At 67.2% G+C, this 19,868-nt stretch carries 11 protein-coding genes; 4 read left to right on the top strand and 7 right to left on the bottom strand.

Annotated features, from left to right (window positions below):
* Positions 1–12: 12 nt before the first annotated feature.
* The 3 genes from LDZ24_RS04450 to recC all read right to left on the bottom strand — a co-directional run bounded on the left by LDZ24_RS04450 (position 13) and on the right by recC (position 10,117).
* Positions 13–2,568: an AAA family ATPase gene (locus tag LDZ24_RS04450; RefSeq protein WP_248321798.1), complete on the bottom strand. Its 2,556-nt coding sequence runs from the start codon at positions 2,566–2,568 to the stop codon at positions 13–15.
* Between the two features lie 428 nt (positions 2,569–2,996).
* The gene (recB, locus tag LDZ24_RS04445) at positions 2,997–6,719 is read right to left on the bottom strand and encodes an exodeoxyribonuclease V subunit beta (protein WP_248322272.1); all 3,723 of its coding nucleotides are present in this window, start codon (positions 6,717–6,719) and stop codon (positions 2,997–2,999) included.
* A 5-nt stretch (positions 6,720–6,724) separates the two neighbouring features.
* Positions 6,725–10,117, bottom strand: a complete 3,393-nt coding sequence (gene recC / locus LDZ24_RS04440; protein WP_248321797.1) for an exodeoxyribonuclease V subunit gamma — start codon at positions 10,115–10,117, stop codon at positions 6,725–6,727.
* Between the two features lie 184 nt (positions 10,118–10,301).
* Here recC and LDZ24_RS04435 point away from each other — a divergent pair, with 184 nt between their 5' ends.
* Positions 10,302–12,815, top strand: coding sequence for an FUSC family membrane protein (locus LDZ24_RS04435; RefSeq protein WP_248321794.1), 2,514 nt, complete (start codon positions 10,302–10,304; stop codon positions 12,813–12,815).
* Between the two features lie 10 nt (positions 12,816–12,825).
* Here the strand turns inward: LDZ24_RS04435 and LDZ24_RS04430 are convergent, their stop codons facing one another.
* Both LDZ24_RS04430 and LDZ24_RS04425 read right to left on the bottom strand, forming a co-directional pair.
* Positions 12,826–13,044, bottom strand: coding sequence for a hypothetical protein (locus LDZ24_RS04430; RefSeq protein ID WP_248321792.1), 219 nt, complete (start codon positions 13,042–13,044; stop codon positions 12,826–12,828).
* Between the two features lie 309 nt (positions 13,045–13,353).
* A complete protein-coding gene (locus LDZ24_RS04425; protein ID WP_206467892.1) occupies positions 13,354–13,821 on the bottom strand; it encodes an Lrp/AsnC family transcriptional regulator in 468 nt (155 codons plus the stop codon).
* A 96-nt stretch (positions 13,822–13,917) separates the two neighbouring features.
* Here LDZ24_RS04425 and LDZ24_RS04420 point away from each other — a divergent pair, with 96 nt between their 5' ends.
* Positions 13,918–14,520: a cysteine dioxygenase family protein gene (locus LDZ24_RS04420; protein WP_248321790.1), complete on the top strand. Its 603-nt coding sequence runs from the start codon at positions 13,918–13,920 to the stop codon at positions 14,518–14,520.
* Positions 14,521–14,534: 14 nt separating this feature from the next.
* Here LDZ24_RS04420 and LDZ24_RS04415 read toward each other — a convergent pair whose 3' ends face one another.
* A complete protein-coding gene (locus LDZ24_RS04415; RefSeq protein WP_248321788.1) occupies positions 14,535–17,186 on the bottom strand; it encodes a mechanosensitive ion channel family protein in 2,652 nt (883 codons plus the stop codon).
* Positions 17,187–17,289: 103 nt separating this feature from the next.
* Entirely contained in the window at positions 17,290–17,757 is a 468-nt protein-coding gene (locus LDZ24_RS04410; RefSeq protein WP_248321786.1) for a hypothetical protein, read from the bottom strand.
* Between the two features lie 237 nt (positions 17,758–17,994).
* On the opposite strand from LDZ24_RS04410, the gene LDZ24_RS04405 reads away from it, so the two are divergent.
* Both LDZ24_RS04405 and LDZ24_RS04400 read left to right on the top strand, forming a co-directional pair.
* Positions 17,995–18,303 carry a hypothetical protein gene (locus LDZ24_RS04405; RefSeq protein WP_206467890.1) on the top strand — a complete coding sequence of 103 codons (309 nt, stop codon included), beginning with the start codon at positions 17,995–17,997 and terminating at the stop codon, positions 18,301–18,303.
* Positions 18,304–18,757: 454 nt separating this feature from the next.
* Complete coding sequence (locus LDZ24_RS04400; RefSeq protein WP_248321784.1) at positions 18,758–19,597, top strand: IclR family transcriptional regulator; 840 nt, start codon at positions 18,758–18,760, stop codon at positions 19,595–19,597.
* Positions 19,598–19,868: the final 271 nt, after the last annotated feature.

Raw genomic sequence — 19,868 nt, 5'->3', positions numbered from 1 at the left:
TAGGCACGCGCCTCAGGTCCCGGCGCTCCCGCTCATCAACCGCATCATTCTCGCGGCGAGGCCGGAATCGCGGCGCGTCGGCGCATTCACCGCCTGCGCGAAGATCTCCGCCGAGCCGATCACCTCGATCCGGCGCTTCGCCCGCGTGATGGCCGTGTACACCAGTTCGCGCGACAGCACGCGCACGAAGCTTCCCGGCAAGACGAGCGCCGCCTCGTCGAACTCCGATCCCTGCGACTTGTGGACCGTGAGCGCGAAGGCCGTATCGTGCGGCGGCAGCGCGGCGGGCGAGACGTAGCGCACCGAGCCGTCGGCCATGCGGAATGCCACGCGCAACGCGCCGTCCGCGCCCGGCAGCGCGATGCCGATATCGCCGTTGAACAGCCCGAGCGCGTAGTCGTTGCGCGTGACGATCACCGGCCGCCCGGCGAACCATTGTGCGCCGAGCGCAAGCGCAATGCCGGCCTGCTCCCGCACTTTCGCCGCGATGCGCGCGTTGACTTCATCGACGCCGCGCGGGCCTTTGCGCGTCGCGCATAGCACGCGAAAGCGGTTCAGCGCGTCGAAGAGGCGGGCTTCGTCGGCCTGCGCGCCCACTGAAGTGGAGCGCCGCGCCTCGAGTACGGACGAGAGCGCGTCGGCGTACGGCGCGAATGCTGTCGCCAGATGCGCGAGCGTGCGCTCGGAAAGCGTGGCGTGCGCGTCGTCGAAGAGCACGGCGGCTGCGTCTTCGGCTGTCGCGGGCGATTGCCGGATATCGAGCGCAGCGAGGGCAGCCTGCGCATCGCCGTCGCGGATGGCGATCGACAAGCGGCCGATCGCCGAATCCAGCCCGAAGCGGTAGTTGCGCGCGAGCCAGACGACGCAATCGGTGAGCGGAGCGTCGGTGTGGCTCCGATCGTCGGCCTCGGTGCGCCTGTCGTTTTCGCTGGGTTCGTTCAGATTGACGTGCTGCTTGGGATCGTCGCGTTCCCTTTGGCCGTCATGCTCGTTGTGGCCGTGGTGCTCGTGGTGCCGATCCCGCTCACTGCGTCGGTCCCGCTCGCTGTCGTCGGTTTGCTCGACGCGCTGGTTCCCCTCGTCGCGCCCGTTACGCTCAACTCGACGGTCGCGCTTATCAGACTCATCGCCCTCGCGTTGCGCGATAAGCTCGTCCCGCCGTTCGCGCTCGGCGTTGTCGTCCCGCGCATTGGGCTTGTCCGGTGCCTTCCGCTGACTTCCCTCGTCGTCGACGTTCCGCCGCGCCCCGTCGCCAGGTTCGTCGTCCGGATACCTCTCCGTATCGATGGTCGCGAAAAGGTCGGCGTAGCCTTCGTCATCGAAAACGGCTTGCGTGCGCGACGCCGAGCCCACGCGCAACGCCGCAGCGCTGGCGGCCGGCGCAACCCGAGTTTGCTCATCGCGTCGCGCGTCTCGCGGCGAGAACAGATCGCCCTCGTCTGCGCTTTGTTCCGCTGCGATCGCTTCGTCATCCGAATCGTCATCAGACGAAGCAACCGACGGCGAACCCGACGGCAACGCCGCCGACAAGCGCGCGTAGTCCACGCCGAGCCCCTCGGCAATGCGCCGCGCGCCGCCCTGACTGAACGACGGCTGCGCGCTCAGTTCCGCGAACACCGCGCCCGCTTCAACCGCGGAAAGCTGGTCCTTGTCGCCGAGCATCACGAGCCGGCTCGTCGGCGCGACCGCTTCGAGCAGATGCGCCGCGAGCGCGACATCGATCATCGACGCTTCATCGACGACGATCACGTCGTACGGCAGCGGATTGTCCCGATGATGCCGGAAGCCGCCGTCCGGCAGAACGCCCAGCAGTCGCTGCAGCGTGAACGACGTGCGCGGCAAGCGTTGCGCGAGTTCGGGCGGGAGCTTGTCCGCGCGCTCGATCAGCGCCTCCTGCATGCGCTGAGCGGCCTTACCGGTCGGCGCGGCAAGCGCGATGCGCAGGTTCGGATCGGCGTCCAGCAGACAGGCCAGCACGCCGACCACCGTCGTCGTCTTGCCCGTGCCCGGACCGCCGCTCACGATAGTCAGCCGTCCCGCCAGCGCCACGAGCGCCGCGACGCGCTGCCAGTCGATGTCATCGCCCGCGCTCGGCCCGAAATAACGCGTAATGCGCTCGGCGTGCGCCGCAAGCTCGCGCCCGGACACCGTCATCCGCGCGGCCCGCGCCCGCTCGACGAGCGCAAGCGCGAGCCGCCGCTCGTAGTCGAAGTAACGCGCGAGATAGAGCCGGCCGTCCTCGTCGATGACGAGCGGCAGCAAATCCGCCGACTGCATCGGCGACTGCGTGCGCGCGAGGCTCGCGACGCCGCTCGCGAGCAACGCCTCGCGCACCTCGCGCGCGCGTCCGCCGTGACGGCGTGCGATCGCCGCGAGCGGCATGCATACGTGCCCGAGCGCCGTCGCGCTGCTGATCGCGAGCGCCGCGCGTTCGGCCCATGCCGCTGCGTTTGCATTGGCACCGGAACGCCGCGACAGTTCGCCCATGCGCCGCGCGAAGCCTTCGGCCAGTGCCGCGCTTTCGTCCGCGAAACCTGATGCGGGCGCGTTCGACTCGATCGTGCTCATGCCACGCCTCCGGGCAACAGCCGGTCGTGCGCGGCGCCTTTGTCCGCGAAGCGCGATGCCGGCGCGTTCAGGCTCATCGTGCCCACGCCACGCCTCCGCACATGAGCCGCTCGAGCGCAGCGCCTTCGTCCGCGAAGCGCGATGCCGGCGCGTTCAGGTGTATCGTGCTCTGCCGCGCCTCCGCACATCAGCCGCCGGAGCGCAGCCCCTTCATCCGCGAAGCGCGATGATGTCGGCGCGTTCAAGTTCATCGTGCTCATGCCACGCCTCCGCACATGAGCCGCCGTAGCGCAGCCCCTTTGTCCGCGAAGCGCGATGCCGGTGCGTTCAGGTTCATCGTGCTCATGCCACGCCTCCGCACATCAGCCGCCGGAGCGCAGCGCCTTCATCCGCGAAGCGCGACGCCGGCGCGTAAAGCCGGATCGTGCTCATGCCACGCCTCCAAACATCAGCCGGTCGAGCGCCTCGACAAGCGCGAGCGGCGGGCGTCCGCGATGCACGCCGCTCGGCGCGCCGCTGTCGCCGTCGCGCCAGTCGGGTCGCACGCCACGCACGAACAAATACAGATAGCCGCCGACGTGCGTCTCATAGTCGTACGCAGCGAGCCGCGCGCGCAGATACCGGTGCAGCGCGACCACATAGACAAGCGCCTGAAGGTGATACGCGTGATGCGCCATCGCTTCGGCGAGCGGCGCGGCGCTGTAGTCCGCGGCGCGCTCGCCCAGATAATTCGACTTCCAGTCGATGATCCAGTAGCGCCCGTCGTGCTCCACGATCATGTCGATGAACCCCTTGATGAAGCCCCGCAACGCGCCCGCCTCCAGCGCGACGTCGGGATAGCCGTGCGCGGCGAGAATCCGCCGCAGCGCCGCGAAGTCCAGCGACGGCGCAGGAAACAGAAACTCCAGTTCGTTCATGCGACGCGCGGGCGGAATCTGCGACAGCCGAAGACCCGGCGCGATCTCGGTCGAGAGCGTATCGGCGAGCAGGCGCTGCATCATCGGCCGAAGACGCCGGGCGAGCGGCTCGGGCGCGGGCGTCGGATGCTCGCGCAGCGCGCGGTCGATCGCATCGCCCCACGTCGCGGGCTGCGTGAAGTCCGCCAGTTCGTACATGCGATGCAGACATTCCCCCGCCGCCGCGCCGCGCGGAAACGCGAGAATGTCGTCGTCGGCGAGCACGGTCTCGTCGCGCGGCGCGGCTGGCTGAAGAATCGGCACGTCGAGGTCCGCGAGTTCGTCGTGATCGGGCCGCGCGTCGACCGGCTGCGGCTGATACGCCTCGTCGCGCGCGCCCGCCGCGATCAGCGAACTGAAGCTCGCCATGCGCCAGCGGTCGCGCAACAGGCGCTGATTGGTGCGCGCGGTCATCTCGTGCGGTCCCGCGGCCTCGGCGGCGAGCGGCTCGCGCGCGCCGATCACCGGCAACGGCGCCACGCCGATCGCGCCATCCGCCTGTGCTTCGAGCGCATGCCACGCCGCGACGATTCCCACTTCGTCGGGCGGCTCCTCGCAGAACGCGTCGAAGTCCTGCCCCGCGCCCGCGACGAGCCAGTTAAGCACGCTCCGCCGCGACTCCTTCGTCGACTTGTTCGAGACATTCGACATATACACGCCCGCGACGACATAGCAGCGATACACCGCCCGCGTCAGCGCCACGTAGACGAGGCGCGCGCGCTCCGCCGCCTGCTCGCGGGCGATGGCGGCGCTCACTTCCTTCGATTCGTCCTCGTCGATGCCGTAATGCAGCACCGCTTCGCCCGCTTCGTCGTGATACTCCCTGGCGTCCGGCAAGCCGGACTTCGGCGCGTCGCGCGATGCGCCGTCGTTCAGGAACGGGCAGAACACGACCGCGTACTCCAGCCCTTTCGACTTGTGGATCGTCACGATCTGCACGAGGTTGCGGTCCGATTCCAGCCGCAATTGCGCGTCCTCGCCGCCGCCTTGCTGCGCGCGCTGCGCGGCCAGCCAGCGCAGCGTCGGCGCGATGCCGGGCTGCTCGGCCGAGCGCGCCTGCAACAGTTCCGCCAGATGGTTGATGTTCGTGAGCCTGCGCTCGCCGTCCGGCCGAGTGACGAGGCGCGCGGCGATCGACAGTTCGCGCGTCAGCGTGCGCCACATCACCGCGAAGCCGCGCTCGTGCCAAATGGTGCGATAGCGCGAGAAACGCTCGACCCAACTCGTCGAGTCGTTCGGGCCGTCGTTCGAATCTGCCGCCGAAACCGCGTGTTCGAGACGCCAAAGCGCGCCGGCATCGAGCCCGAACCAGTCGGTCGCGAGCGCGGCGCGCAGCCGCCGCAAGTCGCCCGGCGTGTCGATGGCGGCGAGCACGCGCTCGATCTGCTCGGCGTCGAGCGAGCCGAACACCGACGCCTGCGCGAGTTCCACGCTACCGACGCCCCACGCCGCCAGCACGCGCTTGACCATGCTGCCCTGCCGGTGCGTCTGCACGAGCACCGCGATATCTCCCGCGCGAAGCGGCTCGTCGCCTATGCTCACTTCGCCGCGTTGCGCGCCGCGCAAGAGCCGCGCGATTTCGGCGGCGCACGCTTCGGCCGCATCGCGCTGCGCGTTCCCCTTCGAGAGCGCCGACTCGCCGTGCGGCAGCATCCACACGCAAAAATCAGCGAAATCGGAATACGCGGCGGCGGGCGTCGCATCGACGAACGGGCCGCGCAGGCGCGTGCCCGCGCGCACCGGCTGATAGTCGAGTCCTTCGAGGATGAACGCCGACGGATTCGCGCCGAACACGCGGTTGCACGCCTCGATGATGCGCGCCGTCGACCGCTGGTTCACCGCGAGCGTGTAGCGCGCGCTCGCACCCTCGCGCGCCGCGAGATATGTGTGGAGATCCGCGGCGCGAAAGCTGTAGATGGCCTGCTTCGGATCGCCGACGAGAAAGAGCGGCCCGTGCGGCGCGAACACGCGATTGAAGATGGCGTATTGCAGCGGGTCCGTGTCCTGAAACTCGTCGATGAGCGCCGCCGGATAACGCTCGCGCAGAGCCTCTGCAAGCCACGCATGTTTGACGAGCGCGTGATGCAGATTCGAGAGCAAGTCGTCGAACGAGACGACGCGGCGCGCGCGCTTTCTCGCCGACAACTCGGCCGGCGCGTAGTCGAGCCACTCGCGCACGAGATCGAGCCACAGCGCGCGCTGCGACGCTTCCGCAGCAGCGGCCGCCGCAGCGAGCGTCTCCGCGTGCTCGAAGAACGGATGCGCGGGCGGCGTGTGCTTGACCTTCGTGCCCTTCGCCAGCGCCGACGCGGTGATCTTCAGCGCGTCTTTCGGCGGCGGCGCGTGACAGTCGGCATCGGCGAAATACTCGGCCCACGCGTCGATGGCCGCTTCGATCATCGACCGTTTGTGCGAGGTCTGCTTCAGCATGGCCTCGGCGTCGAAGAGCAGCTTCGCAATTGCATCGCGCTCGGCGTGCCACAGCGCGCAGGCTTGATCGAAGAGCGCCTTTGCGTCGGCGGCTTCTGCGGCTTGACCATCGGCGAAATTGCCCCAGCGCAGTGTCGCGAGCGGTTTCTTCAGGCGTCGCGCGAGCTGTGCATCGAGCGATGCAGGCCCCGCGCCTTTCGCGACCAGCCACGACGCGAACGAAGGCACGCGCGCCGCCGCAGGCTCGACGCGCTCGCGCCAGAAATCGGCCGCGAGTTCGAAGCGCAGCGTGCTGTCGTCGGCTTCCATGTCGAACGCGAACGGCATCGCGGCGGCGAACGGCGCTTCCTGTAGCGCGCGCTGGCAAAACGCGTGGATCGTGTGGATGGCGGCCTGATCGAAGCTGTGCAGCGCGATACGGATGCGTTGCAGCGCCTCCTCCGGGTCCATCTGTTCGAGCGTGGTTTCGAAAAGCCGCTCGATGAACGGATCGCCCGACGCGTCGCCGTTTTCGATGGCATGCGCGACACCCGCGAGCCGCGTGCGGATGCGCTCGTGCAGTTCGGCGGTCGCGGCCTTCGTGAAGGTGACGACGAGGATGCGCTCGACGCTCAACTGCTTTTCCAGCAGCAGGCGCACGTACAGCGCGCAGATGTTCCAGGTCTTGCCCGTTCCGGCGGACGCCTCGATCTGGTTGACGCCATCGAGCCCACAGGCGAAGACGTCGAGTTCCTGCACGGGTTCGTGATTCACAACGTCAGTCATGGTGGTCATGCGCCGCTCCGCAGATGCTCTCGAAGCGGTTCGAAGACGATGCGCGCGAGCGCGGCAAAGCGTTCGTCGAGCGCTAGAGATTCGCCGCGAAACGCGATGCGATACGCCGGATCGTCGGACTCGGCGCGCGTGCGATCCGACTCCCACGCGGCATGCGCTTTGGCATCGCCTTCTGTCAGCTTGACCCATGCGCTCTTCGGAAAAAAGCGCAGCGGCATGCGCCGTCCCGCGCGATAAAGCGCCGCGAGCGTGCCGAGATGCGCGAGCGGATCGGCGACGGGCGCGAGTTCGAAATCCGCCGACTGCGCGCCGCGCCCGTGCCAGATGGTGCGGCGCGGACCGTCCGGCAGCGCCGCGCAATAGGCCAGATGCGCGAGCCACGCCGACAGGTAATCGCGGGCGCGCGGCTGATCGTAGCGGTAGATCACCTGCCCTTGCGGCGTCAGTCGATTCAGCGTGCCGGCGAGCGTGAACGGCCGCTCGTCGATGAGCGCGTCGTCGTACTTCGCGAAGAGTGGCACGCCGGCGGTGTCCGGCCAGCGCGGCGCGATGTCGAGCACGAACGGCAGCCGCGTCACGCCTTCCGCCACCGACACGCGGATGCGGTCCGCCAGATGCGCGAGCGCGTGCATCTCGCGCGCCTGCCAGACCGCGCCCGTCGCGCCGCCCGGCATTTCCGGGCTCGTGCGCGCGACGTGGCGGGCGCGTTCGCGGGCGCGCGCGGCGGCATCGTCCGTGGCATCGAGCAGCGACGGGAGCACGCGGGCCGCGAGCGCATCGCGGCCCGCGAAGCCCAGTTCGAACGGCTCGGTGATGTCGAGCTCCGCATCGGCATCGACGAGCGCAATACCCAAGCGATCGCGCAGCAGCGCCCGCGCCGGGTGCCGCCAGAAACGCACGAAGTCGTCGAAGGCGACGATGTCTTCGTCCTCTTCCTGCGGCAGCGGCGCATCGAAGAACGGCGGGCTGCCCTGCGTGCGCCCTGCCGCGAGCGCGCGCGCCAGTTCCGCCCGCTCAGGCTCGTACGTGAAAAGGCGGCCGCCGGGCTCGAAGTACTCGGGCGCGAACGGCTGAAGCGGATGCTCGTGGACGAACAAGGCCCGCGCCTCGCGCAGCGCTTCCGGCGCCGCATGCTTGCCCGCGACCGCCTGCGCCAGATAATCGAGCAGTTCGTCGATGAGCGCGGCAGGCGGCAGCACGGCGTTGTCGCGAATGCTGCGCCCCGTGTACGCGATCATCAGCCGGTCGCGCGCGGCTAGCATCAGGTCGAGGAAGAGATTGCGCTCGTCGTCGCGCCGCTGGCGGTCGCCGAGCTTGCCGAAGCGCGCCATCAGATCGAACTCGTCGGCGCGCGCGAGGCTCGGCAGCATGCCGTCGTCCATGCCGAGCAGGCACACGACGCGATACGGCAAGCCGCGCAAGCTCGTGAGTGACGAGAACGTGACGCCGCCCCACGGCACGCCGCCGCGCGCGGGATCGTCGAGCGTATCGGTGAGCGCGGTGCGGATCACGGCGGCCGGCACTGGCGTATCGCGCGCGCCTTCGTCGATCGCGGCGATCAGCGCGTCGATGGCGTGGCGCACGTCGCCGATGGTGTCGTTGAACGCGACGCCTGCATCGAAGAAACGCTCGAGCGCATCGAGCAGCAAATGGCCCCACGCGCGCGCAGTGCGCGGCGCTTCGATCTCTTTCGCGAAGGCGTCGATGTCGTCGATGAAGCGCGTGAGCCGCCCGAGCAGTTCGGCCTCCGAGCCTTGCGGGCCTTCCACCGGCAGCCAGTCCGCGACCGGCGCGCCGCCGCCGGGCAACGCATAGCCGAGATAGAGCCGCGTGAGCGCGTCCGCGAACGTGTGGCGCGCGGCGGGCACATGCTCGCTCGTGACCTCGTCGGGCCGCAATCCGCGTCGCGCGCCCGCCTGCGCCAGCCACTCATGTGCCGTTTCGAGCGATGCGGCGTCGATGCCGTAGCGCGTGGCGATCGCATCGACGCGCAGCCACTCGATCAGCTCCGGCGCGCCGACGCCACGCTCGGCGAGCGCGAGCCAGTCGAGCATCGCGCGCGCGACGGGGTTCGCCTGCGACGGCGGCAAGCCCGTGATGCGATACGGAATGCGCCGCCGCTCGTTGCTGGCCCCGGCGGGCGCGGTGCCGAAGATGCCGTCGATCAGCGGCCCCGCCACGGCGAGATCGGGAAACGCGACGAGCACGTCGGACGGTTCCAGGCCTTCTATCGAGTCGAACCAGTCGAGCAGGCGGTCGTGCAGCACTTCCAGTTGCCGCGAGAGGCTATGGCAAACGTGAACTTCGACGCCCGTATTGACGATCTCTTCCGGCAGCGGCAAGGCGTTGTCTTCGTCGAGCGTGAGGATGCCGTTTTGCACGCGCGCGAGCCACGTCGGCGCGGGGTTCTCTTCGAACAGTTCGCGTTCGCTGGACGCGGCGCTTTCCGTCAGCTCGCTGAGCATATGCAGTTGCGCTTGCGTCTGCCGTCCCCACTCCGCGAGCAGCGGATGACCGACTTCCTGAAAGTCCGCCTCGCCCTTCAGTTGCAGTTGCTCGACGCGCGCCTCGCTCACGATGTCGAACCAGAATTCGCGGCACGGATTGAGCGCGTAGATGCGCACGTCGATCCAGCGCGACAGCTCGCGCAAGAGCGCGATGTGCAGCGGCGGCATGGTCGGCAGCGCGAAGACGCTGATGCGCCGCGGCCACTCGGCGCGCATCGCGGTATCGAGATCGAAGCGCGGCGCTTCGGCGAGAAAACGGTAAGCGGGCGGCGTCGGGTCATGCTCGCGATCCGGCGCTGCGAGGTCTTCCAGCAACGCGCGCCACAGCGCCGCCTGCCAGTGTTCGTCCTGGCGCTGGATGTCGCTCGCGCCGGACAGATGCGGCCCGCGCGCGTCGATCTGCGCGCCGCCGCCCGCGAGAATCGAGCCGCCCGCCTGCCAGTGCGTGAGCCATTCGGGGCGATACGTCAGATAGTGATCGAACACCGTCGCGATGCGGCGCGCGAGTTCGTAGCGCATGGAATCGTCGGCGGCGTTCAGATACGTCGACAGCCGTGGCGCCTCGCGGAACGCGGGTTCGTCGAACAGGCGATAGCAGCGCCAGGCGAGCCGGTCGGGCGCGAACGGCGAATGCGCGGGCACCGGCAGCACGCGCCCGATTTGCGACCATAGCCACTGCGCGAGATAGCAGAACTGCACGTTCGCGCAGATGCCGAAACGCTCGGCCATGTCGAGTTCCAGGCGGCGGCGCACGGCTGCGCTCGGCACGATCACGGCCTCGCTCGCGAAGGGATCGCTCTCGCGCATGGCGAAGGCGTCGAGGTCTTCGAAGAGCGCGGCAGCAAGCGTTTCGTGGCGATTCGAGTAGAAGAGTTCGAGCATGAAAGGCGGTCGGGATGCGCTCTGAAAGCCGCGAAAGGCAAAGCTTTGTCAAATCAAGCGCCAGCATAACAAAGGGTCGCGCGTGCCGAGAACTCGGCCATTCGGCCGAGGTCCGAAGGCCCGGTGAGTTGGGTTAGACTCGACAACGCCGTTGCCCGCCCCCGAGCGTCCACACAGGAAGTCGATGCGTTACTCGTTCGAAATCAGGAAGTTCATCTACAGCCAGTACTTCTTTGGCGGCTTGCGCTGCGCGCTCGGCATCTCGCTGCCCGCAGTGCTCATGCTCACGGTGTTTCACAACCGGGAGCTCGGCTTCACCATCGCGACGGGCGCGCTCGGCGCATGCGTCGTCGACATGCCCGGCCCGCTCAAGCACAAGCACAACGAGATGCTGGCGTGCACGTTCATCGGCTTCTTCACGGCCCTTGCCACCGGCATCGCGACGGCGAATCCGCTCACACTCTGGCTGACCGTGGTGCCGCTCACGTTCGTGCTCTCGCTGATCGTGGTCTACGGCAACCGCTGGCCGCAGATCAGCTTCGCCACGCTCTTCATGATGATCGTGACGCTGGAAGAGCATTTCACGCCGATGCAGGCGCTCATCAACGCGTCGTGGATTCTGCTGGGCGGGCTCTGGTACACGTACTGGGCCACGCTCGTGTCGCATCTGCTCGTCTATCGGATCGAGCGGCAGGCGCTCGCGCAGAGCATCTTCAGTTGCGCGGAATACCTTCAGGCGCGCGCCGAGTTCTATGACAACGACGCCGATCTCGACGAGTGCTACAGAAAGCTGATCGAAAAGCAGATCGCGGCAGTCGAGCAGCAGGAAGGCGCGCGCGACATCGTGCTGCGCAATCTGCCGAAGGTGAAAAGCGGCAAGCTGGATGCGCGGCGCGCGCGACTATTCAATCTGTTCATCAACATCGTGGATCTGCACGAGTTTTTCGTCGGCGCGCACACGGACTATCCGCTCGTGCGCAAGACGTTCGCGGGCTCGGACGTGCTCGTGTTCTATCGCGACCTGATGCGCAAGGCGGGCGAGGACTTGCAGGAGATCGGGCTCGCGGTGCTGCAGAACCGTCCGGCGCCGAAGCAGATCAGCACGAAGGCCGAACTGCGCGCGATCGAGTACGAACTGGAACTCATGCGCAAGCACGCGCTGCCGGAGAAGAATCCCGAAGCGTATGCCGCGGCGGCAGCAGTGTTCCGGCGGCTCTGGAGCGCGACGCGCCTCATCGACAAGATGCGCCGCCGCACGCGCGACGACGCGAGCCCGACCGAAACCGAATTGCAGATCGACCACGCGCTCTCGCGATTCATCTCCAGCCGGCGTGTGCCGTTCAGGCAGATCTTCTCGAACCTGACGATGGCATCGCCGAGCTTTCGCCATGCGCTGCGCGTGACCATCGCGGTGGGCGTCGGCTTCTGGCTCGGCAGGCTCTTGCCGCTCACCAATGCGTACTGGATCGTGATGACCACGGTCATCATCCTGAAGCCCGGCTATTCGCTCACCAAGCAGCGCAACACGCAGCGGATCATCGGCACGGCGATCGGCTGCGCGGTCACCATCGCGCTCATTCTGCTCGTGAAGGACCCGCATATTCTGCTGGTCGCCATGTTCGCGTCGATGGTGATGAGCTACAGCCTGCTGCTTTTCAATTACGCGGGCAGCGTCGTGTTCACGTCCAGCTACGTGTTGCTGATGTTTCACCTGCTCGCGCCGGGCAGCTTGCGGCTGATCGGCGAGCGGGCCATCGATACCGTCGTCGGCTGCGCGATCGCCATCGCGGCGAGCCACCTGTTCCCGTACTGGGAATATCGGCTGATGGGCAAGCTCGTGAAGGACCTGCTGGCCGCGACGCGGAATTACCTGGAAGCCAGCTGGGGCTGGAAGGCGAAGGCGGCAGCGGGCGCGGCGCGCGCGGCGGCCACGGCAACCGCTTCGAGCGCGCCGAGCGCCGTCTTTGCCGACGGTCAGGCGCGCGCCGCGTTCGCCTCGTCGATGCAGCCGGTGTCCGTGTCCGCCGAAGCGGCCAGCGAGCCAGCGGAAGCCACCGCGACGGCCGAAGCCGAAGCCGTCGCGGCCAGCGCGATCAAGGCCGCGAGCGCGACGGCCGAGCGACTGTCGTCGGCGGGCATCGGCGAGAGCACGGCTGCCACGGCAAGCAAGGGCGCATCGGCCGCCGCGACGGTCGTCGCGTCCGCGCTCGATCGCGACTACGGCTATCGGCTCGCGCGCAAGAACGTGCACGTCGCCTTCGCCAACCTCGCGCAGGCTTTCCAGCGCATGATGCTGGAGCCCAAGGCACAGCAACGCTACGTCGCCGAACTCAACGATCTGCTCGTGCAAAGCCACGTGCTCGCGTCGCAGATCACGGCGGCCGCGCCGCTCCTACAGTCGCTCAACGGTGCCGACGGCCAGTCATTCGAACCGGTGCAGCGCGCGTTCGCCGTCGTGCGGGACAACTTGTCGGAAGCGCAGGCGGTCGTCTCGGAAGAAGACGGCGCTGCATCGCCCGATGCGATCAAGGCGCTCCGCCGTGATCTGGATTCCATGGTCGCCGCAGCGGAACGCGCGCAGAGTCTGCCCGCCGATGCCATTCAGGATTTGAAACTGCTCGCGCATCAATGCAAGCAGATGCTCACGGCGTCGGCGCTCATCCGCAAGGACGCGACGCAGATTCATCTGCCCGCGTGATCGCGAACGCTTACTGCGAGGCGCCGGTGGCCGGCAGCGCCGGACGCGCGTCGCTCGCGGCGGCGGGCGGCGCGTTGTGCTCGTCGAACTCGCGCTTGTCGCGGATCGCGTTGAAGAGCAGCGTGAAGATCACGAGCAGCACCACGGCCACGATAAACACGGTGATGCCCAAGGTCGGATTCTTCTTGCGTGGGAGGTTCGGGCGATCTTGGCGAGGGTTGTCGGTCATGGCGGGCGCAGCGGCTCGTTGCGATTATCGAGATAAAGCCAGCATCGTACCCGCACTGCTTTTCAGTTGGATTGCGAATCGGATGTGGACCGGCCGCGGTCATTTCGCTGCGCGAACGAGGCCCGCGAAATTCACTGCTGCATCGCCCAACTTGTAAGAGGCGAGCCTGAACGACCATACTCGACGCGATTCCATGCGCGTCCGATTCCGGCGAGGGCTTGAAGGGGCAAGACCGGAATACCTAGTGACCGGACGTGTTGCGCCGCCCTCCCCGGGCGGCTTTTCTTTGCGCGTTTCTATGCGACGCGGTCAGGCGTCGGCGGCGGGCCGCACCGGCAGCGCCGTCGAATACTTGATCTGCTCCATCGCGAAGCTCGAACTGACATCGTAGAGCGGCACCGCGCGAATGAGCTGCTTGTAGACGCGGTCGTAATCGTCGATGTCGGATACCACCACGCGCAGCAAGTAATCCGTCTCCCCGCTCATTCGATACACCTCGACCACTTCCGGGATATCGCGCACGGCACGCGTGAATTCGTCGGCCCAGCTTTGCGTGTGCTGATTCGTGCGCACCGCGACGAACACCGTCGTGCCGACGCCGAGCTTCTTCGGGTCGCACAGCGCGACCTGCGCGCGAATCACGCCGGTCTCCTTCAGACGCTGCACCCGCTTCCAGCACGGCGTCTGCGACAGATTCACCCGCGACGCCAGTTCCGCGATAGGCATCGTCACGTCGCCTTGCAGCAGTTCGAGCAGCTTGCGGTCGATGAGGTCCATTCCCATACTGCACCCCCGATAGGAAAATTTTCTATTTTTGCTTCTCCGAGCGGAATTATATGGAAACCGTTTCCGGATGCAAGCCGGTATAAATTCGTGATCGACATCACCGGCAAGCAGGTCACCATGAAACTCGAACTCGCCACTCAACGCAGCGCGCATTTCCCGGCTGACCGGAATGCCTCCGTCAGCCGCCTCTGTCGCGAAATCGACGCCGCGCTCGATGCGGCGCAAGCCGATGGCGGCATGTCGTTCGGCGTGCGCGTGCATGCGGCGCTTTCCCGGGCGATCGCCGATCCGGCGCTTCTGCGTGCCGATCAGCGCGCCGGCAGTCCGCAGGGCTACCAGCGTCATCTGCTCGCCGCCGATCCGCTCGGCCGTTACGCGATCGCCGCGCTCGTCTGGGAGCCGGGGCAGTCGAGCCCCGTGCACGCGCATCGGACATGGTGCGGTTACGCGGTCACCGACGGCGCGCTCGCTGAGACGCAGTATCGCTGGGGCGCGAACACGCATCGCGCCGTCGAGACGCGCCGGCATCCGCGCGAAGCGGGCGCCGTGTCGTATGCGGACGCGGGACGCGGCGCGATTCATCAGCTCTGCAATCCCGCCGACGCGGCAACGCGCGCCGTATCGATCCACATCTACGGCGTGGCCGGCGAGCATATCGCCACGCACGTCAACGATCTTCTCGCCGCCTGAGCGACCCGGTCGACTCAGCCTTTGCCGGGCTCGGGCGCCGTCGTGATCTGCGGCGGAATCGGCACCGAGAGATCGGTGGCGGGCGGCGCGGGCCGCGGCTCGTGCGATACGTCCACGGCCTTGACCGTCGCCGCCGGGCCCGACTCCGCGTCGGCGAGCGGTGGCTCGTCGTCCAGCCAGATGCGCTTGGCCTTTGCCGCGTGGGCCGCATCGCCCGCATCGTGCCCGCCGCGCTGCGCCATCTGCACCTGCATTTGCGGCACGGGAATCTCCATGCCCGCTGCGTCCATTTTCCGCTTGATGCGCAAGTTGAACGCGCGCGCGACGCTCCATTGCAGAAGCGGCCGCGTCTTGATCTGCCCTTTCACGACCATCCAGTTCGGATCGAAACGGTCCAGTCCCCAAACTTCGACCGGACCCAGCATCTCCCGCCGATAGCGCAGATCATCCATGAGCTCGGCGCCGACCTCGCGAATCATCTCCGTCACTTCGTCCACGTCCGCCGAGAACGGCACGCGCACTTCGAACACCGCGTACGCGAAGTCGCGCGACAGGTTCTTCACCGTCTTGATCTGCGAAAACGGAATGGCGTGAATGGCGCCTTGCCCGTCGCGCAGCCGCACCGTGCGTATCGTCAGGCTCTCGACGATGCCCGCGTGACCGCCTTCCACTTCGATCGAGTCGCCGACCGAAATGGTGTCTTCGATGATGATGAAAAGCCCCGTGATGAGATCCGCCACCAGCGATTGCGCGCCGAAGCCGACCGCAAGACCGATCACGCCCGCACCGGCGAGCAGCGGCGTCACGTTCAGCCCGAGATTGGCCGCCGTGACGATCGCCGCGACCAGAAAGAGCACGACGAACACGACGTTGCGCAACAACGGCAGCATGGTGCGCGCGCGCATGCTCGGCCCGCGTCCGCTGCGCCGCGCGGAATCGGGCTTGAGCGCCTCCTGAATGCCCGTGTCGATCAGAATCCACACGAGCCATACGACGAAGAACGTCAGCACGATCATGCTGACCGCGTGCGTGATGCCGCGCGCCGCCACGCTGCGCTCGGCCATCTGCGCGAGCGAGAAGCCCCAGAAGCGCGACGAGACTTCGAGGAACGCGAGCCATATGCCGACGACGATCATCGTGCCGACGAACTTCACGAGCCGCCGGACATACGCCGACTGGCGGCGCGGCCTGCGCGATTTGGGCCGTGTGATGCGAATGACGATGGCCGAGAGGAAGAACGCGACGACGAGCAAGCCGGCCGTGGCGATCGCCATTTGCAGCACGTTCTCGGACGTGCCGATGCCCGCGAGCGTCGCCACCACCGACGCGCACGCGAGCAGCAACAGCGGCACTTGCCACAACGACGCGACCACCTCGAACGTTTCGGTCGCGGCCTTGCGGGTGTTGCGCTGCTCGTAGGTGCGGCTGCGGATCAGATGCGCGACGGGCCGCTGGAAAGCGAGCGCGAAATACGCGGTGAGGCCGGCCGCGACCATGTTCGCGAAGGTCGAAATGAGCGCCGACAGATTCGTGCCGAATTGCTGGGCGACGTCGTAATTGGCCGCAGCATCGCCGAGCGCGCCGAACGTGCCGATAGCGAACAAGAGCCGCCGCGCGTGAACGATCAGCACGTTCACCGCGACACGCCGGTGCGCCGACCCGAACAGCGAGAACATGATGAGACAGATCGCCGAGAACACCGCGCCCGCGACGATCGCGTAGGCGGTGACCATCGCGAGCGTGCGGCCGAGCGACTGCGGCATCATGTGCACGAACGTTAGCGCCGCGACGAACGCGAAGACATAGGGCGCCACGCGCCGCATCGTGAAGAGAAGCAGCTCGCGCGTGGTCGGATTCGAATGCAGCCCGGCTTCGATGCCGTAGCGCCTGTGCATGCGGCGCTGCAGGCTTACGAGCAGAAACGCACACGCGCCCCAGCCCGCGAGCGTCGCGAAGTAATTGAAGAGCGTGCGGCCGAACGGCTCGCGGCTCTGGCTCGTGACGATGGTGAAGAGCTCGTTGCCCGCGGCGTTGAAGCGCCCGCTCCAGTACGCGACCGGCGTCTTGCCGCGCTTCACGTCCGCCTCGATGCTCGTGAGCGCCGACGCGATCGCGCCGAGCAAACCGGCGTTCTGCGCGATGGCGGCCACCACGGATGAGGCGGCGTTGGTCGTGGCGATCGGCGGCGTGGTCGGCGACGGCGCGGCAGCGTCCGTCGATGCCGGCTGCGTGGCGGCGGCGGCTGCGGTCGGCGGCGCGGCGGCTTCGGCTGCGCGCTTGGCGTCGCGCAGCTTCTTCAGTTGCGCAACCAGCGCGCTGCGCTGACGGTCGCTGTCTAGCGTCGAAATGACGGTGTCGAGCGAGCGCACCATGTCGGCATCGGAGGGAACGGACGCGGATGCGCCCGATGCGGCGTCGGCTGACGCTGCCGGCGCTGGCGGCGCGATCAGTTCCTGGAGCGACGGCAGGTCGAGCGCCGGGGCGGCTTCTGCGGCGGGAATGGTCAGCGAGAACAGCGCGATGAGGATGAGCGTCGTCAGGAACGATATCGCACGGATTCCGGGGATGCCCGCCTGCTGTACGCCGCGCCGCAGCGCGAAGGCGGAGATCCGGGATATCGCGACAAACGCTAGCGCGCCGCGATCCGCGAGCTTGCGTAGTTTCATAACGGTCTCGATTTCCGAAAGACCGCCAGTTTAGCGGCTGACTTGCGCGCGCCGCGCACTGTCGAGGTAACCGAATGTTAAGCGCGCCTATTCGACCGGCCGCTTATTTGTCCATGTCCGTGCGCGTGCCGGCATCGCTCGCCGAGTCGGAACCCGACGCCTGCGTGCCCGATGCACCGCCGTCCTTGGCCGACCACTCCTGCAGCTTGCGGCCCGCCGTCTGCAAACCCGCGCCGGTTGCGCTCGCGGCATCGGCGATGGCGGCGTTCGTCGCGCTTGCCGCGCTCTGCAAATTGGCGCGCGCCGACGCGGCCACGCTGCTCGCGGACAAGTCCGGCGCGGAGCCGGCGTGATCGAAACTCTGTTGTGCCGACTGCTTTGCCGCGTCGACCTTCTGGCCGACGTAGCTCGCCGCCTGATCGAGCTTCTGCGTCGTCTGACTCGCAAGATTGTTGTAGGCGTTCGCAGCCTGGCCGGCGGCGGCGTCGTGCTTCTCGCATGCGGCGAGCACGCCGAGCACGGCGAGCGCGAATGCGATACGCGCGACCGGAGTCATCGAGTTGGGCTTCATGGTCCTGCCTCCTGCTTCGTGCTGAGATTCGGGCGCATCCCGAAACGCGGGCTCATCATACGCCTCGAACCCGGCAACTCGCGAAAGCTTGCATTGCAAGCGAACTGCGGTGGCTTCACTGCGACGCAGAGACGCTCAATAGAATGTTTCCTCTACATTTAGGACACTTCTGCTTTTGGCATCGTTCGGTCCGGTCTATATTCGCCGCAGTCTCGCCCCTCCCACCGAAACCCCGCCATGATTTACATGAACCTCGCCATCGCCCTCGTCGCTGGGTTGATGCTCTTCGAACCCTTCACGCGCGCCCCCGTCTCCCGTTTCACCACGCATCGCATGCGTCGCATTCTCGCGAAACGCTCGTACTATCAGGCGGGCGGCGCTTTCTTCGCCGCGCTGGTCGTCGCAACGAGCCAGCCCGCGCCCGAACGCGTATCCCCGCTCCTCGTGATGGGCGTCGCCTCGGCGCTGCTGGCAGCGAGCCTGTACTGGATCGTGCGCGGCAAGCTGTTGCTCCGGCAACGCCGCGTGTTCACCGAACTGCACTGACGTCTCCGCGCGGCGCGTTCTGACGCCGCGCTCGCCTGTCGCGCGAATTCAATAAACACTCCATACGTTTTCGGCGTATATTCGGGCCGAACTGGCTCAAAAGCACTCGACGAAAAAAAAGGCGCCACGTTTCCGTAGCGCCTTAAAAGTTCTAGCCATTCCGAGGGCCGTGCTAGAACCTGAGAGACTGTGATCGAAGCCTAGAGCGGAAAGCGGTCGCGCACATCGCCCAGTCCTTTCGAAATCGGATTCCATTTTTTCCGGGATCACTGCTCAAGTCAAGCAAAATTTCAGCGTCCGGGCATCTGCCCAACGATGTCTTTCGGAATCGGTTCCGATTACACCGACTCGGCGCGTGCGGCTTATCATCGGGCCTTGCATCGCTTGCAAGCTTCAGGCGTCGCCTGAATGGAATGTTCCACTCAGCATTCGAAACGATGTTTCACAAAAAAAGATGCCCACGATGAGCGACCGGTCGTCGAGCCGAACCAAAACGAAAGACAGGGATAGCGACGAAGTCACCGCCCTTGCGCGCGGTCTCGATGTGTTGCGCCGCATTGCCGCTGCGGATGCCCCGGTCAGCAACCGCGAACTGACCGAATGGACCGGCATTCCTAAACCTACCGTATCGCGGATCACGGCCACGCTCGTCGGCGCGGGACTGCTGCTGCGTCTGCCCGACAGCGAGCGCTTCGTCCTGACGGCGTCCGTACTGGAGCTCAGCAACGGCTTCTTGCGCAACTTCGACATCCGGGCGCGAGCGCGGCCGTTTCTGATCGCGCTAGCCGAACGGACCGGACTCAGCGTGCATCTGGCCGTGCGCGACCGGCTCGAAATGGTCGTCATCGACGCCATCCGGCCACGCTCGGCCGTGCTCGTCTCGCGACTCGAAGTAGGCGGCCGAATGGACCTGAGCCGCACGGCGGTCGGGCGCGCGTATCTCTCCGTTCTGTCGGACGCCGACCAGCAGGCGCTGATCGGCAGCCTACAGACGGCATCCGGCGACGACTGGCCGAGCATCTCCGGCGGCTTGCAGCGCGGCCTCGACGACGCGCGCCGCCGTGGTTTCGCGATTTCGCTCGGGGAATGGCATCACGGGCTAAATGCGGTGGCCGCGGGCTTCGTCGGGCCGTCGGAGGAGCGTTATTCGGTCAACTGCGGCGGCGCGGCGCATCAGTGTCCGCACGAGACCCTGATCACGAGCGTGATGCCCGCGCTGCTCGATTGCGTCGCGCAGATCGCGCGCGAGATCGGCGGCACGGCGGGCGCCGCGCCATCTGCCGTAAGCCATTAAACTTACGCGCTCTGCCGCACGCGTCCGGGCCTTTGCCGACGCGTGTAACGCTCGTAATTATCCGAAAGAAAGCCCGGTGGACGGGCATGGGCGCGCGACGTAGCATCATGCTTCGCGCGCACCGGGGCCGCGCCGGACCTCTGACTCAGGCTCTGTCCAGCCTGGCACGCGCGGGCCGCGCCCGCCGCCTTTCCCCGGCTCTCCCCCGACCGCATCGCGAGATGCCGCCCATCCGCGCCCCGTATGACAGACTTGGAAACACCCAGCCACC

Source organism: Caballeronia sp. Sq4a (assembly GCF_023170545.1).
Lineage (GTDB): Bacteria > Pseudomonadota > Gammaproteobacteria > Burkholderiales > Burkholderiaceae > Caballeronia.
This window is presented reverse-complemented; position numbering and strand designations above follow the sequence as displayed.